We start from the raw sequence: 22,874 nt of genomic DNA on the forward strand, positions 1-22,874 counted from the left end.
TCAACCCCCCCAGGCGCTCAAGGTAAACGCCCGTGCCGGCGGCTGCCCACCCCGGCATTTGAGCACCCGTACCTGGGCGGGCTGCGCCTGGATGGTCAGGCGCAAGGCTGCCGGCGAAGGGTTGCGCGCCTCGTGCAATGGGCGGTAGGCGAAGGCCAGGGTTTGCCCGGTTTCCGCGGCGATCTGCAGGCGGCGCAAGGCGCGGTCATCGGTGCGCTGTGGCCAGAGCACCACGGCGCCGCAGCTTCCCGAGCGCAGGCATTGCTCGGCCGCCCATAGGGCGTCCCGTGCGCTCGCCTGGATCAGCGTCAACTGCTTCATCTCCACCCCCGCCGCCAACCAGCCGCTGGGAAAGGGTAGGTAGGGCGGCGCGATCAGCACGACCCGCTCACCGGCAGCGCTCAGGCGCGCCAGTATCGGCAGCAGCACCTGCAGCTCGCCAATGCCCGGCACCTCGACCAGTAACTCGCTCAACGCCGACTCCGGCCAACCACCGCCCGGCAGCGATGTATCCAGCTCAGCGTTGCCCGTAGGCTGGTGCCCACTGGGCGCAACAACGCCCTGGCCGCGCCAGATATGGCGTTCATTGAGCAGATGATCGATAGCGACGAGGGAAGGCATGGCAGGTAGATGGGAAGAAAATACTGTTTAAATATACAGTATTTTGGCTGGTCGACAAGGTGCTATCCGTCGAGTAGATCGTGCGCAGCTGGCACAGCGCTGCTGCAACGGTCGAACAGATTCAATGAAGAGCGCCTGCGCCACAGCTTGCAACGCATCGCGGCCAAAGCGAGATACGCCAGCAAGCCGCTGGCGGCATTGCCTGGACCAAGGCAGTGAGCCAAGCATTTGATAGCACGTGAAAAAAATTACACGACAGGCTTCGCCAAACCGATTTCTGCTGATATCATGCGCGCCGCCTGGGAAGATGCCGGAGTGGCCGAACGGGACGGATTCGAAATCCGTTGTATCAGCGATGGTACCTAGGGTTCAAATCCCTATCTTCCCGCCATATTTAAAAATCACTAAGCCCCTGAATCTGTTGAAGATTTCAGGGGTTTTGTGTTTCTGGGTTTAGCCTTTAAGGCAAGATTTAGGGCAATCCCTTAGCGCTTCACCCTAGGGGTCGTACAGAGCCTAGGCACTGAGAATATTCAGTTGCTCTGTGGTTTTAGCCCCCTAGTTGCCTGGATATCGCTTGCGCGCATTGCTGGAGGTTCAGTAGAAACCGTTCTTGGGTAAGCGCGCTATCCATTACCGCTTCAGGTCCGGATAAGTTAATGGCGGCTACTACTTTGTTCTGGTGATTACGAATGGAGCAGGCGATAGCAGCCGAATAGTCCGAGCGGTGTAGAACCCAACCGCGCTGGCGGTCCTGCTCCAGCAATTCTTGCAGTTCAGGAAGCGTTTTCGGTGCTGGCGGCGGGTAATCATCCAAGCGCACGTGTTGGTAAAGACGAGCTACCTCCATAGTGTCCAGATCGCTAAGCAACATACGACCCATGGCAGTGCAATGACAGGCGATACGTGTGCCGATGGGAATGTTCACGGATAGGCGCTGAGCGGCGAATGCCCTGCCGATATACAAACTGTCGGTTTGTTCGCGAACTGACAGGTGGCAGGACAGTGAGGTGCGATCTCTCAGCGCATTCAGGTGCGGCATGGCGATATCCACCAAGTCGCGACTGGCCAGGTAGGCGAAGCCGTCGCAGAGCACCTGGGGGCCAAGCTCGTAATTGTTGGTACCCAGCTTGTTCAGGTAACCCATCTCGGTAAGGGTAACCAGAATCCGGTAGATGGCCGAGACGCTGACGCCCAGGCGCTCGGCGATCAGGTTACTGCTCAGGCTGCGCTCGCTGGCGTTGAACATCTGCAGGATGTTCAGGCCACGTTGCAAGGCGGGCACGCGGTAGTCAGTGAGTTCTTCTTTGTCGGCAGCCATGGGTTTCTCTCGGGCTGGAGGGGAAGCATAGGAGCCGCGCTATACGCGCGATAGCGATGGTGGGCACAGTGTGGATTTCGCGTTGTATCCACTATTTTTCGTGGGCATGGCCGCGCTCCTACGCGTACTGCGTTTGCGTGCAATCATTGGTCAGCGGATCGCCCGCAAGAGCAGACACTGTCGGTTATTGCAGCGCTTCGATGCCCGCTGCCTTGCCACCGAACTCGTCCATCGCATCGAGTAGCGCGCCCCAAAGGTAATGCGCTGATGCGCGATCACACAGCAGGTGGAACACCGGCAAATTGGCGGTGCTGCCGTTGACCACGATGGCGTTGAGCCGCGCGACCGAGGTCTGCGCCACCGCGCCAAACGGGAAAGCTTCGGTGCGCAGGTCGACGCCGCAGATCTTGGCGAACAGCTCCGGCAGATGCGCGCCGGTCAGGGCCAGCCAGGTGTGGCTGTCCTGGCGGGGCAGCAGGTAGTTGGCCAGGCTTTCGTCGTAATGCCAGCCCGCTTCGTCGGCGGCGATGCGGGCTCCACCATCGGTCAGGCTGCCGAGCAGGAAGTACTCGGTCTGTGACAGCCGTAGCACCTGCTCGCCAGTGTGTTGCAGGCAGGCCTGATTGGGCCTGTCCGGCAATTGGTAGCCCTTGTTCTGCAGATAGGCCGCGGCGTCGGTGCCACGAAAACCAACCCGTGGCAGGTTGCTCAGGTCAACTAGCGCGCAGCGTTGCAGTTGCTCGCTGTCGCTCACGGCGCCGGCAACGAACAGCCGCTCGCCCAGCAAAGTCAGTGGGGCATTGCCGTGGAGCTCATAAACCGGGCTGCGTTCAGCGTGGTCGCGAATATTCAGACTCATGATCACAGCTCCTGGCGCTGGGTTTCGGGGTCGAAGAACGGCAGTTTCACCACGGTGGCATGGACGATCTCACCACCTTCCACACGGATCGGAATCTGCATGCCAGGCGTGGCCTGATCGGCACCGGCGTACGCCATGCCGATGATCGCGCCGACGGTTTCCGAGTACTCGCACGAGGTGACATTGCCGCTAATGTCCGGGCCTTTGAGCACAAGGTGACCCTCCAGTGGTTTGCTGCTGCCCTTGGGCAGGGTGAAACCGACCAGCTTGCGTTTCAGTGGCTGCGCTTCGAGGATCTCGATGGTGCGCTTGCCGACGAAGAACGGCTTCTTGCGGCCGATGGCCCAGCCCATGTCGATCTCGGCGGGGTGGGTCATGCCATCGGTGTCCTGGCTGATGATCACGTGGCCTTTTTCCAGGCGCAGCAGGCGTTGAGTTTCCACGCCAAACGGGCGGATGTTCTCGGCCTTGCCTGCTTCCATCAGCGCGTCCCACAGGTACTCGCCGAAGCGCGCGGGCACGTGGATCTCGTAACCCAGTTCACCGACGAAACCGACCCGCAGCAAGCGCGCCGGAACACCGGCAACGGCGCCCTCGCGCACGCCGAGATAGGGGAAGCCCTCGCTCGACAGGTCGACATCGCTGCAGACCTTTTCCAGTACCTGGCGCGACAGCGGGCCGGCCAGGTTGACCGCCGCAAAGGCGGCGCTGACGTTGGCGATGTCGACGTTCAGGCGCCACTGCGCGTTCCACTTGAGCATGCTGCGGTACACGCGATCCACGCCGCTGGTGGTCGCCGATACGTAGAAGTGTTGCTCGCCGAGGCGGCAAGCCACGCCGTCGTCGATCACCACGCCATCTTCGGCGGTCATCAGCGCGTAGCGAGTACGGCCGACGGGCAGTTTCTTAAAACCGAAGGTGTATAGGCGTTCCAGCAGCTCGGCTGCATCCGGCCCGCGAATGTCGAGGCCGCCGAGGGTGGAGACGTCGATCAGGCCGACCCTCTCGCGTACATGACGGGCCTCGGCTTGCATGCAGGCTTCACGATCTTCAGCCTTGCCGTAGAACGCCGGGCGCTGCCAGACGCCTGCTGGCATCAGCCTGGCGCCGAGCTCGACATGACGGCGATGCATGGCAGTCTGCCGATACGGGTCGAAGCCACGGCCGGCGATATGCGCGAGTTTCTCGGCAGTGAACGGCGGGCGTGCGGTGGTCACCCCGGTTTCGCTGACGCTGCGGCCAGTGGCCTCGGCCACCAAGCGTGCGGTGGGCAGCGCCGAGTGACGGCCTTGCGACGGGCCCATGCCGACGGTGGAGAAGCGTTTGACCAACTGCACGTCGCGGTAGCCGTGACGGGTGGCGTTGACGATATCGCGGATCTGCAGATCTTCGTCGAAGTCGACAAATTCCTTACCCTGCGGGTGGGCGAAGATCGGCCAGGGGAAGTTGACCTTGCTGTCGTCCTTGTCGGTGCCGTCTACCAGAGCGCCACCCAGGCCGATGTCAGCGAGGGCTTCGCTGGCGGCGCGCTGACCGTCGGCGATTACGCGCTGCAGGTTGTGACGACCGTTCACCGAGCCGGCGACGCGGAGGATCTTTGGCAGGTTTTGAATCGAGAACGCGGCGTGTTCGTCGGCATAACGCAGCGTACCGCCGGCCTGGCAGAGCAGTTGGTAAACCGGCATGTAACCGGCGGACATGCACAGCAGGTCGCAATCGATACGGGTGCTGACCTCGGCCACCTTGCCGGTGCCAGTAATGCGGCGTACATCGACAGCGCCGATATGGCGGGCGTTTTTGCCAGCGATTGCTTCATACACGGTGTGCCCGGCATGACAGGCAATACCTTTGGCTTGCAACGCGGTGGCCAGGCCGGCGGTGTCGACGTGCTCGCGCATGTCGACCACGGCGGCGACTTCCACGCCCTGTTCATGCAGGTCGAGGGCGGCGAGGTAGCCGTCGTCGTTGCCGGTCAGCACTACGGCGCGCTTGCCCGGTTTCACCGCGTACAGGCGCATCAGCCGCTGGGCGGTGCTGGTCAGCATCACGCCGGGCAGGTCGTTGTTGCGGAAGATCACCGGCTGGTCGAACGAGCCGCTGGCGATGATGCATTGCTTGGCGCGTACCTTGTACATCCGGTTGCCCTGGATCACCGGCAGGTAGTTGTCGGCAAACCAGGCGTTGCAGATCGCCGAGTCTAGAACGCGAATATTGGCGTGGCCCTGTACCGCACTGACCAACTCTTCACGCAGGCCCATGGCCGCGTTGGCATCGAGGCCGAAACGGGCGTAGGTCAGCGAACCGCCGAGCACCGGGTTCTGCTCGATCAGCAGCACCTTGGCGCCGCCGTTGGCTGCATGCAGGGCAGCGGACAGGCCGGCGGGGCCGGAGCCGATCACCGCCAGGTCGCAGAACAGATAGGCCTTGTCGTGGTAGGTCGGCTCGAACTTCAGGTCGAGCACGCCTAGGCCGGCCTTCTTGCGGATCAGCGGCTCCCAGCGCTTCCACATGCCCTTGGGCTTGTAGAAGGCGCGGTAGTAGAAACCCACCGGCATGAACTTGGAGAACTTGCCGAGAATCGCGTCGCGGTCTTTTTCCAGGCTGCCGTTGACGTTCTGCGGGGTGACGTTGAGGCCGGCGCGCAGCGGAAATTCGTCGGCAAGCACGTTGGGTTCGTCCGGCAACTGCACCAGGGTATTGGCGTCCTGGCCGGCCATGGTCAGCGGGCCGCGCGGGCGGTGATACTTGAACGAACGCGACAGCAGCCAGCGGCCGTCAGCGGCCAGGGCGCTGGCGATGGTGTCACCGGCGAAACCCTGGCAGGAGGTGCCGTCGAAGCTGAAGGTCAGCGGCTTGTTGCGGTCTATCAACAGCCCCATGGGGGCGGGCAGGCGGTTCATTGAGCGGCCTCCGGGGCGGCGAAATCGACGCGCTGGTCGAACAGTTCACGAGGGTCGAAGGTGCGCAGGATCTCGTCGCTGCCGGTGTGGCGTTCGACCAGGAACCAGTAGCTGGACGGTGTGTGCATCCACCACTCGGTAACCACACCGAGCAGGTTCTCGCTGTTGAATACGTAGTCGGCCCACTCGGCGACGCTGCAGGTGTTGGCGTCGGGCATTTGTTTCAGCTCGCCGCCATAAGTGAATTCGCTGATGTTGCGCGGCCCGTTGAGCGGGCAAGTCATGATCTTCATTGGCTGTAACCCGTCAGTGGCTGGCCGCCGTGGCGCCCATTTCGTTGACCTGCTGGAAGCGGCTGAAGCGATCCAGGCCGAACGGCGCAATCAGCTCGGGAACCTTGCCGCCGCTGGCGACCAGCTCGGCCATGGTCTTGCCGCAGATCGGCGTGGCCTTGAAACCCCAGGTGCCCCAGCCGGCGTCGAGGTAATAACCGTCGATAGGCGACAGGCCCATGATCGGGCTGTAGTCCGGGGTCATGTCGGTGATCCCGGCCCATTGGCGCATCAGCTTGGCGTTGGCCATGAACGGGAACATCTCGACGGCCGAGGCCAGCAGGCTTTCCTTGAGATCCAGGGTCGAACGGGTGTTGTACAGCGGGTAGGGGTCGGAACCTCCGCCAAAGACGATCTCGCCGCGGCTGGTCTGCTGCACGTAGCAATGCAGGGCTGAGGAGCTCACCAGCGGATCGAGGAACGGCTTGAACGGTTGGGTAACCATCGCCTGCAGCGGATAGGTGTGGATCGGCGCCTTGATGTTCAACTTGTTCATCAGCAGCGAGCTGGTTCCAGCTACTGCCTGCACCACGCAACCACACTGAATGGTGCCGCGATTGGTCTTCACCGCACGAATGCGGTCGCCCTCGACGACGAAGTCCTGCACCTCGGTGAGCTGATGAATTTCCACCCCACGCTTGGCCGCGCCCTTGGCGTAGCCCCAGGCCACGGCATCGTGGCGGGCGGTGCCGCCGTCGATGTGCCAGAGGCCGGCGAGTACCGGAATTTGGCCGGGGTCGAGGTTGAGGCTCGGCACCAGCTCGCGGATCTGCTGGCGGTCGATCATCTCGGTACGCCCGCCGAAGTGCTTGTTCACTTCGGCGCGCTGGCGAAAGGCGCGCACGGTGGCGTCGGTGTGGGCCAGAGTGAGCTGGCCACGGCCGGAGTACATGATGTTGAAGTCGAACTCGTTGGAGAGGTTTTCGAACATCCGCACCGATTCGATATAGAACTTCACGCCTTCGCTGGTCAGGTAGTTGGAGCGGATCACCGCGGTGTTGCGCGCGGTGTTGCCGCCGCCCAGGTAGCCCTTTTCCAGCACTGCGATATTGGTAATGCCGTGGTATTTGGACAGATAGTAGGCAGTGGCCAGGCCATGACCGCCGGCGCCGATGATCACCACGTCATAGGAGGCTTTCAGCTCCTCCGGTGCGGGCAGGTCGACCTCGACGGGATACTCCGACGACAGGCCGTATTTGAGCAGCGAGAAAGGCATCAGCGAGCCTCCTGAATGGCCTGCCCGGTCTGCTGACGGGCGGCGAGAACGGTGTTGTGCATGAGCATGGCGATGGTCATCGGGCCGACCCCACCGGGTACCGGGGTGATGGCTGCGGTAACCTGCTGCACGGCGGCGAAATCCACATCCCCGACCAGGCGGCTTCTGCCGTCTTCTTCGATGCGGTTGATGCCGACGTCGATCACCACGGCACCGGGCTTGATCCAACCGGCATCGATCAGCCGTGGGCGGCCGACGGCGGCGATCACGATGTCGGCCAGGCGGCATAGCTTCTCTGGCTCGACGCTGCGCGAATGCACCACGCTGATGCTGCAATTGGCGGCCAGCAGCAACGCGGCCATCGGCTTGCCGACGATGTTCGAGCGACCGACCACCACCGCGTGCTTGCCGGAAAGATCACCTAACGTGTCATGCAGCAGGCGCATGCAGCCGGCTGGTGTACAGGGCGTCAGCACGTTGCGGCCCTGGCTGAGGCCGCCGACGTTCTCGCTGTGGAAACCGTCGACGTCCTTGCCGGGATCGATGGCCTCGAGTACGCGCACTTCATCGATATGTTTGGGCAGTGGCAACTGCACCAGAATGCCGTGCACGGCCGGGTCGGCATTCAGCGCGGCGACCACTTCCAGCACCTCATCGGCACTGGCTTCGGCCGGCAGGCGATATTCGAGCGAACGGATGCCCACTTCACCGGCACGCAGCACCTTGTTACGTACGTAGACGTGGCTGGCCGGATCGTCGCCGACCAGTACCACGGCCAGCGCCGGCTCGACGTCCTGAGCGTGTAACCGCTCGACCTCTGCCTTAACTTCGGCGAGTACGCGGGCGGCCGCGGCCTTGCCGTCGATCAACTGGCTCATCGGAAGATCACCGTACGGTCGCCATTGAGGAACACGCGGTGCTCGATGTGATATTTCACCGCTCGCGACAGCGCCACCGTTTCCGTATCGCGCCCAATGGCGACCAGGTCATCAGGCTTCAGGGCGTGATCCACGCGCTGCACTTCCTGCTCGATGATCGGGCCTTCGTCGAGGTCCGAGGTGACGTAGTGAGCGGTGGCGCCGATCAGCTTCACGCCGCGCTCGAATGCCTGGTGGTAAGGCTTGGCGCCCTTGAATCCGGGTAGGAAGGAGTGGTGGATGTTGATCGCCCGGCCAGCCAGTTGCTTACACAGGTTGTTGGAAAGAATCTGCATGTAGCGCGCCAGTACCACCAGCTCGGTGCCGGTCTCATCGACGATCTTCATCAGCTCGGCTTCCTGAGCGGTCTTGGTGTCCTTGGTCACCGGCAGGTAGATGAAGCGGATGCCCTCGCGCTCGGCCATGGGACGCAGGTCAAGGTGATTGGAGACGATGGCGGTGATCTCCATGTTCAGCTCGCCCTTTTGGTGACGATAGAGTAGGTCGGCCAGGCAATGGTCGAACTTGCTGACCATCAGCAGCACACGCATCGGTTTGCTGGTGCTGAACAGACCCCAGGTCATGTCGAAAGCGCCTGCCACTGCGGCGAAGCCTTCCTCTATCTTCGCCAGGTCATCGCTCACGCCGGTATTGAAGCGGAATACCGCGCGCATGAAGAAGGTGCTGCTGACCTCGTCGTCGAACTGCGACATCTCGCTGATGTAGCACTGATGCTCGGCAAGAAACGACGCCACCGCGGCGACGATGCCCGACGTGGCCGGGCAACTGATCTTGATCACGTATTGGTTCTGGGCGTGCTGCATGTCGGATCCTCAAGAAGGTCGGCGGCAGGAAATTCTTCAGGGATAGATGCGCGGTTCGCCTATGAATATATTTTCGTATGGCGAATCTAATTTTCTTGGTGGTGATTTTTATAAGCGAATGTGTTGTTCGTGTCTATGCCTGTGGGGAATTTATTTATCTCCACAGGAATTTATAGGGTGTGGTCACGAGTAGAGTGGCGAGGACGTCATCAGCGCTCTCGGCGCCAGTTCGCAGCCAGGTCGCTGGTCCGTCTCGGAGGCGAGAAAACGGAAGGAAGCGTGGTGCCATCAGCCAACCAGCTCTGTTCGATCTGGAGGGCGCGCCGTGAAAGAGGAGGCGGGCATTGAGTGCGACGTGGGATATTTAGAGGCGAGAGCGGTCATCGGCGCGGTATCTGTGGGAGCGGACCATGCCCGCGATTTTTCGCGCGCATGGCACGCTCCCACAATAGATCGGCTAGCGGGCTGCTTGCGCCTTATAGCCGCCGAATGAATGCGGCCTTCACTCTTTGCCGTAATTCATGATCGACAGCAGGCGGATCGGTACCTGGATCAGCTGTTCCGGGCCGTGGGGGACTTCGGCATCGAAGGTCAGGCTGTCGCCAGCCTGCATGGGGTAGAGCCCGTTGCCGTGGCGGTAGACCAGTTCACCTTCGAGCAGATGCAGGAACTCGGTGCCGGGATGCGAGAAGGTCGGAAACTCCTCGCTGGCATCGTCCATGCTGACCATATAAGCCTCGAAAGTCTTTTTCGGCCCGCGGGTATGGTTGAGCAGGTGATAGGTGTGGCCCTTCTCGGTACCACGACGCACCACTTCCAGGCCTTCGTCGGACTTCACCAAGAGCGCGCCGCTGCCTTGTTGATCATATTGGCTGAACAGTTTGGACATCGGCATGCCGAGTACGTCGCAGAGCCGACTCAGGGTATCGAGGCTGGTGGATACCTGAGCGTTCTCGATCTTGCTGAGCATGCCCTGGCTGATTCCGGCGATGCGTGCGACCTCGGCGATCTTCAATTCCTGAGCCTGGCGCTGGCGACGAATCTGCATACCTAGGTATTGCTCAAGTTTTAAGCGGGGCGGAGTTTCTGTGGTTTTGCTCATGCACGGCCATTTTCTATTTGTGAATAATAAATTCGCACCAGGAATGCGCAGGCTGCGTTGCAACGGTGCATGTCGGCGGTGTGAATTTCCTGTTATGAAAGCATTTTTCCTTCGAGGATAGAAGAAAACCCGCATGGCAGCTGACTCGCACCCGTAGCGCTCAAGATTGGCAAGTTGCTTGCATTCTTATTGGGAAAGTTAATTTCCTAATTGGAATAATCATCGAGTCGACAGGAGCCATGTGATGCTGCCCAGTGAAACCCAGCGGGTCATCGAGAAACACGCGATCAAGTATGTGCTTGCCCAGTTCGTAGACATTCATGGTTCGGCCAAGACCAAATCGGTGCCGGTGACAGGCCTTGAAGCGGTGGCGGAAGCGGGCGCCGGGTTTGCTGGCTTCGCCATCTGCGGCATGGGCATGGAGCCGCACGGGCCGGACTTCATGGCCAAGGGCGATCTGTCGACCTTGATCCCCGTGCCGTGGCAGCCGGGTTACGGCCGCGTGGTGTGTATTGGCCACGTGGACGGCCAACCCTGGCCGTACGACAGCCGCTATGTCTTGCAGAAGCAGGTGGAGCGCCTCAAAGAACGTGGCTGGACGCTGAATACCGGCCTGGAGCCGGAATTCAACCTGATGCGCCGCGATGAAGCCGGCACTCTGCAATTGGTCGATGCCAGCGATAACCTCGACAAGCCTTGCTACGACTACAAGGGTCTGTCGCGCTCCCGCGAATTTCTCGAAAAGCTCACCGAAGCGCTGCAGCCGGTCGGTTTCGACATCTATCAGATCGACCACGAAGACGCCAACGGCCAGTTCGAGATCAATTACACCTACAGCGACGCCATGGAGTCGGCAGACCGTTTCACCTTTTTCCGCATGGCTGCCGGTGAGATCGCCAACGACCTGGGGATGATCTGCTCGTTCATGCCCAAGCCAGACCCGAAACGCGCCGGCAATGGCATGCACTTCCACCTTTCCATCGCCAGCGCCGAGAGCAAGAACCTGTTCTTCGATGCCGGCGACAAGAACGGCATGGGCCTGTCGAAACTCGCGTATCACTTCGCCGCTGGCCTGCTGGCTCACGGCCCGGCGCTGTGCGCCTTCGCCGCGCCGACGGTGAATTCCTACAAACGTCTTGTGGTCGGCAACTCGCTGTCCGGTGCTACCTGGGCTCCGGCCTTCATCGCCTTCGGCGCCAACAACCGCTCGGCGATGGTGCGTGTGCCCTATGGCCGTCTGGAATTCCGCCTGCCGGACGCCGGCTGCAATCCGTACTTGGTCAGCGCCGCGATCATCGCCGCCGGGCTGGACGGTATCGACCGGCAGCTGATGCCCGATCAGATCTGCAACGAAAACCTCTACGCACTGGGCCTCGAAGCGATTGCCGCGAAAGGCATCAAGACCCTGCCGCAGTCGCTCAAGGAAGCCTGCGATGCGCTGGAAGCCGACCCGCTGTTTGCCGAAGTCATGGGCAAGGAGATCGTCGGTGAGTTCATCAAGCTCAAGCGCATGGAGTGGGTGGAATACAGCCGCCACGTCTCCGACTGGGAGATCAAGCGCTACACCGAATTCTTCTGATCCGACCTTTCTGTTCAACCGTTTTCCGGCGCCCACCCGTGAGTAGGGCGCCTTCTGCCCAGGAGTTTTAGCTATGTGTGGAATCGTGGGGCTTTACCTGAAAAAACCTGAGCTGGAGTCACAGCTCGGCAAGCTGTTCGAGCCGATGCTCGAGGCCATGACCGACCGCGGCCCGGACAGCGCCGGCTTTGCCATTTATGGAGATGAAGTGGCCGATGGCTGGGTCAAACTGACCCTGCAGGCCACGACCGAAGGCTATGACTTCGCTGCCTTGGTTAAGGCCGTTGGGGAAAAACTCGGTACCGAGCTGGACTGGTTTCAGAACGCCAGCGCCATCGTGCTGAAGATCAAGGCTGAGGAGGCGCCGGTACGTGCAGCCCTCAACGAGCTGGCGCCGACCGTGCGCATCATGAGCGCAGGGCAGAGCATCGAAATCCTCAAGGGCATGGGCTTGCCCCGTGAAATCTCCGAGCGTTTCGGCCTGGCCTCGATGAAGGGCAGCCACATCATCGGCCACACCCGCATGGCCACCGAAAGTGCGGTGACCATGGAGGGCAGCCACCCGTTCTCCACGGGTGCCGATCTGTGCCTGGTGCATAACGGCTCGCTGTCCAACCACTTCCGCCTGCGTCAGGAGCTGCGCCGCGAAGGCATCAACTTCGAGACTGAAAACGACACCGAGGTCGCTGCCGGCTACCTGGCCTGGCGCCTGCAGCAGGGCGACTCGCTGAAGCAGGCCCTGGATAGCTCGCTGGAAGCGCTGGACGGCTTCTTTACCTTTGCCATCGGCACCCGCAATGGCTTTGCGGTGATTCGCGATCCGATTGCCTGCAAGCCGGCGATCCTCGCCGAGACCGATGACTACGTCGCCATGGCTTCGGAGTATCAAGCGCTGTCGAGCCTGCCGGGTATCGAGAAGGCCAAAGTCTGGGAACCCGTTCCCGCCACCATGTACATCTGGGAACGCGCGTCGGCCTAAGGAGCACGCATATGAAAACCATCGATCTATCCGTTGCAACTGTGCGTGACCTCAACCAGGCGTTGCACGACCAGGTCAACAATGTGCAGGACCGCGAGTGGGTGGTCACCCACGCCAACGGCGCGCATAACCTGGCCGTTGGTGTTAACGAGGCGGTGTCCATCGATATCCAGGGGCATGCCGGCTACTACTGCGCGGGCATGAACCAGAAAGCCTCGATCACCGTACACGGCAACGTCGGCGTGGGCTGCGCCGAGAACATGATGAGCGGCTATGTACGCGTCAAAGGCAGCGCCTCCCAGGCGGCCGGCGCGACCGCCCATGGCGGGCTGCTGGTCATCGAAGGTGATGCCGGCGCGCGTTGCGGCATCTCGATGAAAGGCATCGACATCGTGGTCGGTGGCAGCATCGGCCACATGAGCTGCTTTATGGGCCAGGCGGGCAGGTTGGTGGTGTGCGGTGATGCCGGCGATGCGCTTGGTGATTCACTGTACGAAACCAAGATATTCGTCAAAGGCAGCGTTGAGTCGCTGGGTTCCGACTGCATCGAAAAAGAGATGCGCGCCGAGCACATCGAAGAGCTGCAAGAGCTGCTCAATCGCGCTGGTTTCAAGGAAAACGCCGCGGACTTCAAACGTTACGGCTCGGCCCGTCAGCTATACAACTTCAAAGTCGACAACGCTTCCGCGTACTGACCAACTTTTTCCTGTGGGAGCGGGCCATGCCCGCGAAAAGCGTTCGCGGGCATGGACTAGGCGTCCCCTTCAGCTCCCACGGTGACACCTTTCGAGGAGAGTCTTCATGAGTGATAAACAACCTCCAGTCCTGCGCGAGTCGGCCACCTTTGATCGCCTGGCCATCCAGGAAATCCAGCGCGCTGCCGAAACCGGCATCTACGACATTCGCGGCGGCGGCACCAAGCGCAAGCTGCCGCACTTCGACGATCTGCTGCTGCTAGGCGCCAGCGTGTCGCGTTACCCGTTAGAAGGCTACCGCGAGAAATGCGGCACCGATGTCATCCTTGGCAACCGCTTCGCCAAGAAGCCGCTGCACTTGAAAATTCCGGTAACCATCGCCGGCATGAGCTTCGGCGCGCTGTCAGCCAATGCCAAGGAAGCCCTCGGCCGTGGCGCCAGCATTGCCGGCACCAGTACCACCACCGGTGACGGCGGTATGACGCCGGAAGAGCGCGGCCAGTCGCAGCATCTGGTTTACCAGTACCTGCCGTCGCGCTACGGCATGAATCCGGATGACCTGCGCAAGGCCGATGCCATTGAGATCGTGCTGGGGCAGGGCGCCAAGCCGGGCGGCGGCGGCATGTTGCTCGGCATGAAGGTCACCGAGCGCGTCGCCGGCATGCGTACCCTGCCGATTGGCGTGGATCAGCGCAGTGCCTGTCGTCACCCTGACTGGACCGGCCCGGACGACCTGGCAATCAAGATTGCCGAGCTGCGCGAAATCACCGACTGGGAAAAACCCATCTACGTGAAGATCGGTGCCAGCCGCCCTTACTACGATGTGAAGCTGGCGGTGAAGGCCGGCGCCGACGTGATCGTCCTCGACGGCATGCAGGGCGGCACCGCAGCGACTCAGGAAGTGTTCATTGAGCACGTCGGTATCCCGATTCTGCCGGCCATTCCGCAAGCGGTTCAGGCGCTGCAAGAGATGGGCATGCACCGCAAGGTGCAGTTAATCGTCTCCGGCGGTATCCGTAATGGTGCAGACGTGGCCAAGGCCATGGCGCTGGGCGCCGATGCGGTGGCCATCGGTACCGCTGCATTGATCGCTCTGGGCGACAACCACCCGCGTCTGGACGAAGAGCTGAAGAAGATCGGCTCGGCTGCCGGTTTCTATGACGATTGGCAGAACGGTCGCGACCCGGCCGGCATCACCACCCAAGACCCAGAGCTGTCCAAACGCCTCGATCCGGTCGAAGGCGGCCGCCGCTTGGCAAACTACTTGCGTGTGCTGGTGCTGGAAGCCCAGACCATGGCCCGCGCTTGCGGCAAGAGCCACCTGCACAACCTCGATCCTGAGGATCTGGTGGCGCTTACCGTCGAGTCCGCCGCCATGGCACGGGTGCCGCTGGCTGGCACCAATTGGGTGCCTGGGCAGGGTTACTGATCACACCTGTCACATGATCTGATCAGCCGGCTCTTCCGAGAGGAGAGGCCGGCTTTTGTGCATTTTAAGGAGTTCAAATGACTGCATCCTGGGCCTGGATGACCTTGCTTGCCGCCGGCATCTGCGAAGTGATGTATGCCTCCGCCATCCCCCGTACGCAGGGTTTCACGCGGCTGTGGCCGAGCCTTTACTGCATCTTCTTCATTGCACTGAGCATGTACCTGCTGGCTCTTGCCGCCCGTTCTCTGCCCATCGGCACCGCCTATGCGATATGGGTCGGTATAGGCGCGGTTGGTACGGCTATCTACGGCATTGCCTATCTCAATGAGCCGGCCAGCATGGCGCGGCTGGTTTGCCTGTCGCTGATCATCGGCGGCGTAGCCGGGCTCAAGTTCTTGAGCCCTTCAGCCTGACCTGCCTACGCACAGGAATACGCCACCCGGCTCGGTGCCCGTGCTTGTCTGCGCGAGGGGACTCGCCCCAAGAAGGTTTGCGCATGCGCATGCCCAGGTGCTGATGCCTCTTGGCGGCCAGCAGGACGGCCAGCAATACCGCGACGACCGCAGGCTGATGGCGATGGCGACAATGGATTCGTGGCCCTGAGGTGCTTGCCGATGCAGGGCTAAGACGTGTCTGGAAAGGGTTGGCTGCTACGCAAAGGTGGCGGGCAGCGCTATCGCTGGGCTTGAAGGCCTGCCACCTAAACCTGGTAATGAAATTGCGGCTGGCAAAGCCGGCTTTCACCGGCTCGTCCAGTTGAACAGGCATTCAGAACGCGTCGTCGTCCAGCTCGCCGGTTCTGATCCGCACGGCGCTTTCCAGATGCTGGACGAATACCTTGCCGTCACCGATCTTGCCCGTGTGGGCAGTCTTGAGAATGGCGTCGATGGCGGGCTGGCAGAGGCCGTCGGTCACCATCACGTCCAGACGAATCTTGGGTACCAGCTGAACGTCATATTCGGCGCCACGATAGATTTCCGTGTGGCCTTTCTGTCGACCGTAGCCTTTGACCTCAGTGACGGTGATACCGCGGATGCCCAGCTCGGTGAGCGCCTCGCGCACGGCGTCGAGTCGGAACGGCTTGATGATTGCGGTGATCAGTTTCATCAGGGTTGCCCTCAGTTCGAATACTTGTAGCCAACTTCGCCATGGGAGGAGAGATCGAGGCCGTCGACCTCGGTCTCTTCATCCACCCGCAGCCCGCCGCACAGCATGCCGGCGACCTTGTAGGCGATCAGGCTGGTGATGGCCGAAAAGAGGATGCTGAACAGGATGGCGCCGCCATTGACCAGCAACTGGCTGAACAGGTCGCGACCCTCGGCGAAGCCCTGGCCACCGATGGCCGTCATGGCGAACACGGGGGTCAGCAGGCCGCCGAGGATGCCGGCCACGCCATGCACGCCGAACACATCGAAGGCGTCGTCCAGGCCAATCATCGGTTTGAGCTTTTCCACCGACCAGACGCATACCGGGCCGGCGATGAAACCGAGCAGAATGGCGCCCATCGGGCCGACGAAGCCGCAGGCCGGAGTGATGGCCACCAGGCCAGCAATGGCACCCGACAGTGCACCGAACATGCTCGGCCGGCCACGGTGTTGCCATTCGACGACCATCCAGCCCAATGCGCCGGCGCAGCTGGCGAGCATGGTGTTGACCATCACCAGCATGGCGTAGCCGTTGGCCGCCAGTGCACAGCCGCCGCAGAAACCCAGCCAACCTACCCACAACAGCGAGCCACCGGTCAGGGTCATGGTCATGTTGTGTGGTGCCAGGGACGGCGTGCCGAAACCACGGCGCCGACCCAGCAGCCAGGCACCTACCAGCGCGGCGATACCGACGTTCAGGTGCACCACGTTGCCGCCCGCGAAGTCCTGCACGCCCAGGTCGAACACCCAGCCACCGCCCCAGGCCATATGGGCCATGGGGATGTAGTTGATAGTCAGCCACACGGCCATGAACACCATCACCGCTGAGAACTTCATGCGCTCGGCGAACCCGCCGACGATAATCGCCGGTGTGATGGCGGCGAACAGCAACATGAACAGGAAGTACAGATACTCCGGAATGGTGCCGACTACCGAGTCCTTGGTGATGCCCACCATGAACAGCTTGTCCAGGCCGCCGATCACAGCCTGCAGCGAGCCGCCGTTGCTGAAGGTCAGGCTGTAGCCATAGATGGCGAACAGCACCGACATCAGCGACGCGGTGCAGAACACCTGCATGAGGATCGACAGCACGTTCTTGGTTCGCGCCATGCCGCCGTAGAACAGCGCGAGACCCGGCAGGGTCATCAACAGCACGACCAGCGAGCAGAGCGCCACGAACGCCGTGTCGCCACTGTCGATCGTCGGTATCGCCTCGTCAGCGAGGGCGACGGTACTGCCTAGAACCAGGGGAAGAACCCACATACTGCGGCCTATCTGTACAAACCGAACCATTGCCTGTTGCCTCCAGCCGACGGGGAAAAGAGTCCGGCTGCCGTCGGCGGCTAACCGGATTTTCTGCCTCAGGAAACGCCAGCCGCGTAGCTGATATTTATTCCTGTAAGGCAATTAACTTCCCTTCTGGTAAAGCAATACGCCTGCCAGAATTACCGTCTGTCGGGCATGTTTAGCTAACCTATTGAGTTGATAACAATTTGTTACATGGCGTCAGGGCACGCTCAGTGGGCCGCCATGGACTCTTGCTTCGCCTTGGTGCGCCGGGAGCAAGTGCACGGCCGTTTTGTTGCAAGCAGCGGGCTTGCCGGGGCGATGAATAGGCACGAATGTGGTTGTGTCTCGCCCATTAGTTGCTTGATAGGGAGGCGCGCAAGGCGAGTGTGGCTAGGAGGGAGGGGGACCGGCGGCGGGCGCCGCCGGTCGGAGGCGGTTACTTCAGCTTGTTGAGCTCGTCGTCAGGCAGCGCATAGCTGTGCTTTTCGTGAACGATGGTCGCGATCAGAGCATAGAGGCTGACGGCAGCCACCAGAAAGCTGATGAAGATCAGGATGGCGGGCTTGTCGGCGTAGGTGAATACGGCGCTGGCACCTTCGTAGGTGGTGATGCTCATGGCACTACTCCTTGGGATGAGTCCTTGAGATGAGCCGGCCGCCATCGCGGCCGGTCGGGGGGTCATTTGGCTGTAGCTGAGCCAAGGGTCGAGGGTTCGGTACTGCCGCCAACGGTGCTGCTCGGCCCGTACATGCTGTTCCACTCCGGGTAGGCCTGGGCCGGTACTTCGGTCAGATCCAGGCCGCGCTCTTCGGCATGCGCCGGTACGCGCAACATGCCGGCCTTCTTGAGGGCGTAGGAGATGCCATAGCCGGGGATAAAGCCCAGCGCGGCCATCACCAGAGCGCCGCCAACCTGGCCGAGGAAGCTGATGTCGGCCATGCCGTTCATGTTCGGATAGCCCGCGAGGAAAATGCCGCTGATCACTAGGCCGGCGAACCCGCCAAAGCCATGCACCGCGAAGGCGCCGACGGCGTCGTCCAGCTTGAATTTGAGCAGCAGGTTGTTAACCAGCGGCGCCGTAGCCGCCACGCCCATACCGATCAGGTAGGCCAGCCCGGGGTGGTAGAGATCCAGGCCAGGTGCGACCGAGATGATGCCGACCAGACCGCCGGACATCATCCAGTAGGGCTCGCGGGTAGTCAGGTAAGCGCCGATCAGGCCGCCAGCGAAGCCCATCAGGGTGTTGTAGGAAAAGGCCGAGAGGTTGGTCGGTTGGCCGTAGATGTTGGTCCACTGGGCGCCGGAGTTGTAGATGATGCAGCCGCCGAGGAAGCCGAAGAAGCCAACGATGATCAGCATCAGGCCGACCACGCACATCGGCATGCTGTGGCCGACGATGGCATTGGCGCTACCGTCCGGGTTGAAGCGGCCGATGCGTGCACCGAGGTTGATCAGCACGCCAAGGGCGAAGAAACCGGCAACCATGTGTACTACACCCGCTGCGCCGACGTCATGGTAGCCCCACAGTACGGTCAGCCAGCCTTCCGGGTGCCAGCCCCACGCGGCGGCGAGCAGCCAGAGGAAACCGCCGAGCACGATGGTCATGATGATGAATGCACTCATCCGCGCCCGCTCGATGATCGCTCCCGAGAGGATCGAGCCGGTGGTGGCGGCGAATAACGCGAAGGCGCCCCAGAAGATGCCGGTGGCGTTGTCCTGAATGTTCGGCCCCATGGACTGGCTCCACGGCATGCCGGCCATCAGGGCGTCCATGCGCGGCACCAGGCCATCGGGGAAGGCGTTGTACACGGCCCAGCCGAGCAGGAACACGCTGGGTACGATAAAGCCGAACGCGAGGATGTTCTTCACGCCTGCCGCCAGGGCGTTCTTCAGGCGCGAGGCGCCAATTTCGTAAGATAGAAAACCTGCGTGGATGCAGATCATCAGCGCGGTACACCACCAATAGAATATTTCCATGTTCAGGGTATTGGTCATTTCGATCAGCGCCTGCAGCTCTTCGAGCGTAGGCGGCGTCTTCTGTTCTTCCATTACTGAATCCTCGAAAGCGGTTTATTGGAATAAAGGGTGCGCAGGCAGGTCGAGTCGAAAGTATTTTATTGCGGATAAACAAATGTTCTTATTGGGAAAGCAATGAGTGTGCCAGGGCTAAAGGTCTCCAGCCCTTGCAGTCTGTGGCGTTGGCGGGGTTGCAGTGCCCTTTTTTTGCTCACGTTCAGTGGCTCTCGCCTGAAGATGGTTCGCCCGAACGTTCTTTCTGCAACATGCCCTGAATCTGCTGTACCGACTCTTGGGTGCGCCGCGCCAGATTGCGCACTTCGTCGGCGACCACGGCGAAGCCGCGGCCCTGATCGCCTGCCCGTGCCGCTTCGATGGCAGCGTTGAGGGCCAGCAGGTTGGTCTGCTCGGCAATGCTGCGAATCCCCCCGGCGACCTGAGCGATCTGCGTGTAGGTGGACTGAATGTTGGCCTGCTCGCGCTTGCGCAGGGCGGCGGCGGTCTTCTCGTCGCTGATCTCACGTACCGCGCCGGTGACATACAGCAGCTGGCCCTGAGCGTTACGCAGGCAGCGGCCGCGTTCGCGAAACCACACCTCGCCACGGGTCTTGTGGCGCATGCGGTATTCGACGGCGTAGAAGCCATCACCGCCGGTGTCGACCATCGAGGCATTGAAGGTTTGCATGACCTGTTTCAGGTCATCGCTGTTGACCACCTTGAAGTAGCTGTCCCAGCCATCGGGAAATTCCCCGGCGCTGTAGCCGATCAGCTCGCGGAATTGCTCGGACCAGCGAATCAGGTTCTGCGGATGGTCGGGGTCGCCGCCCACCACGTTCATCGCCCAGCTACCTTCGGTGAGGGTGCGCTTGGTCAGTTCCCAAACCTGGCGCTCTTCGTCCCAATGGGTGCGCTCGGCCTCCAGCTCGTGCAGGCGCCGATGGCTGTCGTCACGGGCATGGATGAGTTCGCCGATCTGTGCCCGAGCCTCGGCGAGGTCTCCCTTGAGTGCGGCGTATTCTTCTGCACTGCAGGGCGGCGGCACCTGGCATTCGGCCTGCTGGCGGATGCGCTGCAATTCGTCCCAGTCGCTTTGAAGTCGTTGCAGGCTGCTGAACAGCTGGGCATCACGCTGCAGATTAGGTTTTGCGGTGGCCGTACTGTGTTTGCCATCAAGCAGGTGGTTGAGCCACTGGCTGAGATCATCGGCCAGGTTTCGGGACGTATTGCTGAACCACATGGGCCACCTCCGTGAGATCGAATGGCCATCACCAAGCAATTCTCCTTCCACAACTGCTTCGCTTAAGCACGTACCCGACTCTTGTCCGGGTCGTAGGCAACGGTGCTGGCGCTGACCTGGGCGCGGATGCGCTTCTGCTGGCCATCGAGCTTGCCGATTTCGACGACGGTGCCGGGCTCGCAATAGCCCACATCTAGCCGGCACAGGGCGATGTTGCGGCCCAGTACCGGTGAGCGCGTGGCACTGGTGATCACGCCGATCTGCGCCCGGCCGCTGTGTACGCAGTCGCCGTGGGAGGCGGTTTCATTGCCTTCCAGTTGCAGGCCGACCAGCTTGTGGCGGGGGGCTGCGCTGCGCCTTGATAGGGCATCGCGGCCAATGAAATCCGCCGCCTTGCTCTTGAGTGGCACACAGAAGCCGATGCCGGCCTCGAACGGGTCGGTCTGGTCGTCGAACTCATAGCCGGCGAAAATCAGCCCCGCTTCGATGCGCAACATGTCCAGTGCTTCGAGGCCGAGCGGCACCAAACCCAGCGGCTCGCCGAGCTGCCACAGGCGTTGCCAGACCTGCAGTGCATCCTGCGGATGGCACCAGACTTCGTAGCCCAGTTCGCCGGTGTAGCCAGTGCGCGACACCATTACGGGCGGGCCGTTGTAGTCATCCAGGCGGCCGACGAGAAAGCGGAACCAGCCCAGCTCTTCCAGCTTTGGCTGGGTGCCGGGCGTCCAGATCATCTGCGCGAGCAGCTGGCGGCTCAGCGGGCCTTGCACGGCGACGTTATGGATCTGCTCGGAGGCGCTTTTTATCCACACCTTCATGCCGAGTTTTTCGGCCCTCTCGCGCAGCCAGATGCCGGCGTAATCTTCACCACCAATCCAGCGAAACGCGTCCGGGCCGAGGCGTAGCAGGGTGCCGTCGTCGAGCATGCCGCCGTGCTCGAAGCACATCGCCGAATAGACCACTTGGCCAACGGCGAGCTTGCGCACGTCGCGGGTCAGGCAGTAGTCGAGCAGCGCTTCGGCATCAGGCCCGAGCACCTCGAATTTGCGTAGCGCGGAGAGGTCCATCACCGCTACGCGTTCGCGGCAGCCGTGGTATTCCTCGGTGGCGCCGTAGCCGTCGAAACGGGTCGGCGTCCAGAAGCCGCGGTAGTCAATGAACTGCCGGGTGAGGGCCGAGGTGGCAGCGTGAAAGCCGCTCTCGCGGGTCAGTACCGGGTCGGCATCTGCTGTTTGTCGAGTGGCCATGGCGAGACTGAAACGCTCCTTTTCGCTGTACACGCGGATGTGGATATCGGTGGGCTGCCAGCCGTTGGCCGGGTCGATGTCGTCCGGGCAGGAACTGCTGGCGCAAACCAGCTCGGTCATCGCTTTGAGCAGCACGTAATCGCCGGGGCGCGACCAGGGTTCGTCCAGCGTCAGGTGCTGGTGCGCATCGATGCCGGTGTTGTAGAAGAAATTGATCGCCGGCCAGCCAGCGCGTGGGCTTACGCCATGCGCCGTCATGGCATGGCTGATGTTGTCGCTGCAGTTGGCGTGGCCGAAGTAGCCATGGGCCTCGTAGTAGCGCGCGGCGCAGGCCAGGGCAAAGGTGTCGTGGCGGCCAACGGTGTCGCGCACCACCTCCAGCATCGGCTGCATGTTGCGGTCGTAGAAGCGGCTGAACAGGCCTGGCCCCGGATAGGCGTTGCCATTCAGGGTGCGGGTGACGGTGGGATCGAGGTCGATCTCGCGCCCGGCATCCAGGCCACGCCGGTCGAAGGCAACGAAATCCGAACATTGGCGCCCGGCGACGTCGATCACCTGAATGAACTGCCCGGCTGCGACGACATAGTCGCGAGCAGTACCAGGGTGGATGGTGAATTCGTCGATCACCTCGCCCAGCGGAGTGGGCAGTGGCGGCACCCAAACTCTGCGCGGATTGGCGCGATGGATCAGTACACGCAGTTCGCTGGCGCGCTGCTGGCTGTCCACGGCGACACGCCCGCCTGGCGCGGCGGCGATCACCTGCAGCGCTGCGCTGGCGATCAGCTCGCGGCTGAACCCTGCTGGCGTGCCGGCTGGCCACAGCGAGGCGGCGTCGGGCAACCGGTTGCAATCGATCCGGTAGCGGGCGAGCCCGCTGGCCACATGCCGCGCCTCGCGGCTGCCGTCGTTCAGCAGGCGGGCGATGGCATCGGCACCGCTGCTGGCTTGCAGGCCAAGTGCCGAAAGCGCTTCGCGGCCATCCTCGGCAAAGGCCAGTAGTTCGGCAGGCTGCTCGCCCTCGAGGTCGATTACCTGCAGGCGATCACCTGCCTCCAGCGTGAACACCGTCAGCCCGCCTGGCGCCACGCGGTGGCGCTCCAGGTCGGGCGCGCGGGCGAACAGTGCCGGCTCCAGCGGGCAGCTTGTCACAGGCAGATTCATGGCG

Annotated in this window: 20 protein-coding genes and 1 tRNA gene; 6 read left to right on the forward strand and 15 right to left on the reverse strand. The window is 62.0% G+C overall.

Annotated elements, in window-relative coordinates; genetic code table 11:
• Positions 1-621: a translesion DNA synthesis-associated protein ImuA gene (imuA, locus tag BUC40_RS07060; RefSeq protein ID WP_073264080.1), complete on the reverse strand. Its 621-nt coding sequence runs from the start codon at positions 619-621 to the stop codon at positions 1-3.
• Positions 622-922: 301 nt separating this feature from the next.
• On the opposite strand from imuA, the gene BUC40_RS07065 reads away from it, so the two are divergent.
• Positions 923-1,012 (forward strand) — tRNA-Ser (locus BUC40_RS07065).
• Positions 1,013-1,171: 159 nt separating this feature from the next.
• On the opposite strand, the gene BUC40_RS07070 is transcribed toward BUC40_RS07065, so the two are convergent.
• From BUC40_RS07070 to BUC40_RS07105, 8 genes are all read right to left on the reverse strand, one after another.
• On the reverse strand, positions 1,172-1,942 hold the full coding sequence (locus BUC40_RS07070; RefSeq protein WP_073264082.1) for an IclR family transcriptional regulator: 771 nt from the start codon (positions 1,940-1,942) through the stop codon (positions 1,172-1,174).
• 184 nt (positions 1,943-2,126) lie between these two features.
• Positions 2,127-2,696, reverse strand: coding sequence for a sarcosine oxidase subunit gamma family protein (locus BUC40_RS07075; RefSeq protein WP_073265142.1), 570 nt, complete (start codon positions 2,694-2,696; stop codon positions 2,127-2,129).
• 107 nt (positions 2,697-2,803) lie between these two features.
• The gene (locus BUC40_RS07080; RefSeq protein ID WP_073264084.1) at positions 2,804-5,701 is read right to left on the reverse strand and encodes a 2Fe-2S iron-sulfur cluster-binding protein; all 2,898 of its coding nucleotides are present in this window, start codon (positions 5,699-5,701) and stop codon (positions 2,804-2,806) included.
• A complete protein-coding gene (locus BUC40_RS07085) occupies positions 5,698-5,994 on the reverse strand; it encodes a sarcosine oxidase subunit delta (RefSeq protein ID WP_073264086.1) in 297 nt (98 codons plus the stop codon). Before BUC40_RS07085 ends, BUC40_RS07080 begins: the two co-directional genes overlap by 4 nt.
• A gap of 13 nt (positions 5,995-6,007) precedes the next feature.
• The gene (locus tag BUC40_RS07090) at positions 6,008-7,249 is read right to left on the reverse strand and encodes an FAD-dependent oxidoreductase (protein ID WP_073264088.1); all 1,242 of its coding nucleotides are present in this window, start codon (positions 7,247-7,249) and stop codon (positions 6,008-6,010) included.
• Positions 7,249-8,127, reverse strand: coding sequence for a bifunctional methylenetetrahydrofolate dehydrogenase/methenyltetrahydrofolate cyclohydrolase FolD (gene folD / locus BUC40_RS07095; protein WP_073264090.1), 879 nt, complete (start codon positions 8,125-8,127; stop codon positions 7,249-7,251). Before folD ends, BUC40_RS07090 begins: the two co-directional genes overlap by 1 nt.
• Positions 8,124-8,990 carry a formyltetrahydrofolate deformylase gene (gene purU, locus BUC40_RS07100; protein ID WP_073264092.1) on the reverse strand — a complete coding sequence of 289 codons (867 nt, stop codon included), beginning with the start codon at positions 8,988-8,990 and terminating at the stop codon, positions 8,124-8,126. The genes folD and purU overlap by 4 nt, the downstream gene beginning before the upstream one ends.
• Before the next feature lie 502 nt (positions 8,991-9,492).
• Positions 9,493-10,092 (reverse strand): helix-turn-helix domain-containing protein, encoded by a 600-nt coding sequence (locus BUC40_RS07105; protein WP_073264094.1) that lies wholly within the window; start codon positions 10,090-10,092, stop codon positions 9,493-9,495.
• Positions 10,093-10,336: 244 nt separating this feature from the next.
• Between BUC40_RS07105 and glnT the strand changes: the two genes are divergently transcribed.
• The 5 genes from glnT (at position 10,337) to BUC40_RS07130 (ending at position 15,187) form a co-directional block, all read left to right on the forward strand.
• Positions 10,337-11,671: a type III glutamate--ammonia ligase gene (glnT, locus tag BUC40_RS07110; RefSeq protein WP_073264096.1), complete on the forward strand. Its 1,335-nt coding sequence runs from the start codon at positions 10,337-10,339 to the stop codon at positions 11,669-11,671.
• A gap of 73 nt (positions 11,672-11,744) precedes the next feature.
• Positions 11,745-12,650, forward strand: a complete 906-nt coding sequence (locus BUC40_RS07115; RefSeq protein WP_073264098.1) for a class II glutamine amidotransferase — start codon at positions 11,745-11,747, stop codon at positions 12,648-12,650.
• A gap of 11 nt (positions 12,651-12,661) precedes the next feature.
• Positions 12,662-13,345: a GltB/FmdC/FwdC-like GXGXG domain-containing protein gene (locus BUC40_RS07120; RefSeq protein WP_073264100.1), complete on the forward strand. Its 684-nt coding sequence runs from the start codon at positions 12,662-12,664 to the stop codon at positions 13,343-13,345.
• 106 nt (positions 13,346-13,451) lie between these two features.
• On the forward strand, positions 13,452-14,774 hold the full coding sequence (locus tag BUC40_RS07125) for an FMN-binding glutamate synthase family protein (RefSeq protein WP_073264102.1): 1,323 nt from the start codon (positions 13,452-13,454) through the stop codon (positions 14,772-14,774).
• 77 nt (positions 14,775-14,851) lie between these two features.
• Complete coding sequence (locus BUC40_RS07130) at positions 14,852-15,187, forward strand: DMT family transporter (protein ID WP_073264104.1); 336 nt, start codon at positions 14,852-14,854, stop codon at positions 15,185-15,187.
• 355 nt (positions 15,188-15,542) lie between these two features.
• Here BUC40_RS07130 and BUC40_RS07135 read toward each other — a convergent pair whose 3' ends face one another.
• The 6 genes from BUC40_RS07135 to BUC40_RS07160 all read right to left on the reverse strand — a co-directional run bounded on the left by BUC40_RS07135 (position 15,543) and on the right by BUC40_RS07160 (position 22,870).
• Positions 15,543-15,881, reverse strand: a complete 339-nt coding sequence (locus BUC40_RS07135) for a P-II family nitrogen regulator (RefSeq protein WP_073264106.1) — start codon at positions 15,879-15,881, stop codon at positions 15,543-15,545.
• Between the two features lie 11 nt (positions 15,882-15,892).
• Positions 15,893-17,212, reverse strand: coding sequence for an ammonium transporter (locus BUC40_RS07140; protein WP_073264108.1), 1,320 nt, complete (start codon positions 17,210-17,212; stop codon positions 15,893-15,895).
• A gap of 433 nt (positions 17,213-17,645) precedes the next feature.
• Positions 17,646-17,825 carry a hypothetical protein gene (locus tag BUC40_RS07145; protein WP_073264110.1) on the reverse strand — a complete coding sequence of 60 codons (180 nt, stop codon included), beginning with the start codon at positions 17,823-17,825 and terminating at the stop codon, positions 17,646-17,648.
• Between the two features lie 62 nt (positions 17,826-17,887).
• Positions 17,888-19,258 carry an ammonium transporter gene (locus BUC40_RS07150; protein ID WP_073264112.1) on the reverse strand — a complete coding sequence of 457 codons (1,371 nt, stop codon included), beginning with the start codon at positions 19,256-19,258 and terminating at the stop codon, positions 17,888-17,890.
• Between the two features lie 184 nt (positions 19,259-19,442).
• Entirely contained in the window at positions 19,443-20,462 is a 1,020-nt protein-coding gene (locus BUC40_RS23225) for a methyl-accepting chemotaxis protein (RefSeq protein ID WP_073264114.1), read from the reverse strand.
• Positions 20,463-20,524: 62 nt separating this feature from the next.
• The gene (locus BUC40_RS07160) at positions 20,525-22,870 is read right to left on the reverse strand and encodes a trimethylamine N-oxide demethylase (protein ID WP_073264116.1); all 2,346 of its coding nucleotides are present in this window, start codon (positions 22,868-22,870) and stop codon (positions 20,525-20,527) included.
• Positions 22,871-22,874 lie beyond the last annotated feature (4 nt).

This window comes from Phytopseudomonas punonensis (genome assembly GCF_900142655.1).
In the GTDB taxonomy this organism is placed as follows: domain Bacteria; phylum Pseudomonadota; class Gammaproteobacteria; order Pseudomonadales; family Pseudomonadaceae; genus Aquipseudomonas; species Aquipseudomonas punonensis.

Excerpts from the sequence above, each read along its gene's own strand:
- folD (WP_073264090.1), bottom strand. The coding sequence starts at position 8,127 with ATGAGCCAGTTGATCGACGGCAAGGCCGCGGCCGCCCGCGTACTCGCC.
- BUC40_RS07070 (WP_073264082.1), bottom strand. The coding sequence starts at position 1,942 with ATGGCTGCCGACAAAGAAGAACTCACTGACTACCGCGTGCCCGCCTTG.
- glnT (WP_073264096.1), top strand. The coding sequence starts at position 10,337 with ATGCTGCCCAGTGAAACCCAGCGGGTCATCGAGAAACACGCGATCAAG.
- BUC40_RS07125 (WP_073264102.1), top strand. The coding sequence starts at position 13,452 with ATGAGTGATAAACAACCTCCAGTCCTGCGCGAGTCGGCCACCTTTGAT.
- BUC40_RS07140 (WP_073264108.1), bottom strand. The coding sequence starts at position 17,212 with ATGGTTCGGTTTGTACAGATAGGCCGCAGTATGTGGGTTCTTCCCCTG.
- BUC40_RS23225 (WP_073264114.1), bottom strand. The coding sequence starts at position 20,462 with ATGTGGTTCAGCAATACGTCCCGAAACCTGGCCGATGATCTCAGCCAG.
- BUC40_RS07090 (WP_073264088.1), bottom strand. The coding sequence starts at position 7,249 with ATGCCTTTCTCGCTGCTCAAATACGGCCTGTCGTCGGAGTATCCCGTC.
- imuA (WP_073264080.1), bottom strand. The coding sequence starts at position 621 with ATGCCTTCCCTCGTCGCTATCGATCATCTGCTCAATGAACGCCATATC.
- BUC40_RS07130 (WP_073264104.1), top strand. The coding sequence starts at position 14,852 with ATGACTGCATCCTGGGCCTGGATGACCTTGCTTGCCGCCGGCATCTGC.
- BUC40_RS07135 (WP_073264106.1), bottom strand. The coding sequence starts at position 15,881 with ATGAAACTGATCACCGCAATCATCAAGCCGTTCCGACTCGACGCCGTG.
- BUC40_RS07120 (WP_073264100.1), top strand. The coding sequence starts at position 12,662 with ATGAAAACCATCGATCTATCCGTTGCAACTGTGCGTGACCTCAACCAG.
- BUC40_RS07080 (WP_073264084.1), bottom strand. The coding sequence starts at position 5,701 with ATGAACCGCCTGCCCGCCCCCATGGGGCTGTTGATAGACCGCAACAAG.
- purU (WP_073264092.1), bottom strand. The coding sequence starts at position 8,990 with ATGCAGCACGCCCAGAACCAATACGTGATCAAGATCAGTTGCCCGGCC.
- BUC40_RS07150 (WP_073264112.1), bottom strand. The coding sequence starts at position 19,258 with ATGGAAGAACAGAAGACGCCGCCTACGCTCGAAGAGCTGCAGGCGCTG.
- BUC40_RS07160 (WP_073264116.1), bottom strand. The coding sequence starts at position 22,870 with ATGAATCTGCCTGTGACAAGCTGCCCGCTGGAGCCGGCACTGTTCGCC.
- BUC40_RS07145 (WP_073264110.1), bottom strand. The coding sequence starts at position 17,825 with ATGAGCATCACCACCTACGAAGGTGCCAGCGCCGTATTCACCTACGCC.
- BUC40_RS07115 (WP_073264098.1), top strand. The coding sequence starts at position 11,745 with ATGTGTGGAATCGTGGGGCTTTACCTGAAAAAACCTGAGCTGGAGTCA.
- BUC40_RS07085 (WP_073264086.1), bottom strand. The coding sequence starts at position 5,994 with ATGAAGATCATGACTTGCCCGCTCAACGGGCCGCGCAACATCAGCGAA.
- BUC40_RS07105 (WP_073264094.1), bottom strand. The coding sequence starts at position 10,092 with ATGAGCAAAACCACAGAAACTCCGCCCCGCTTAAAACTTGAGCAATAC.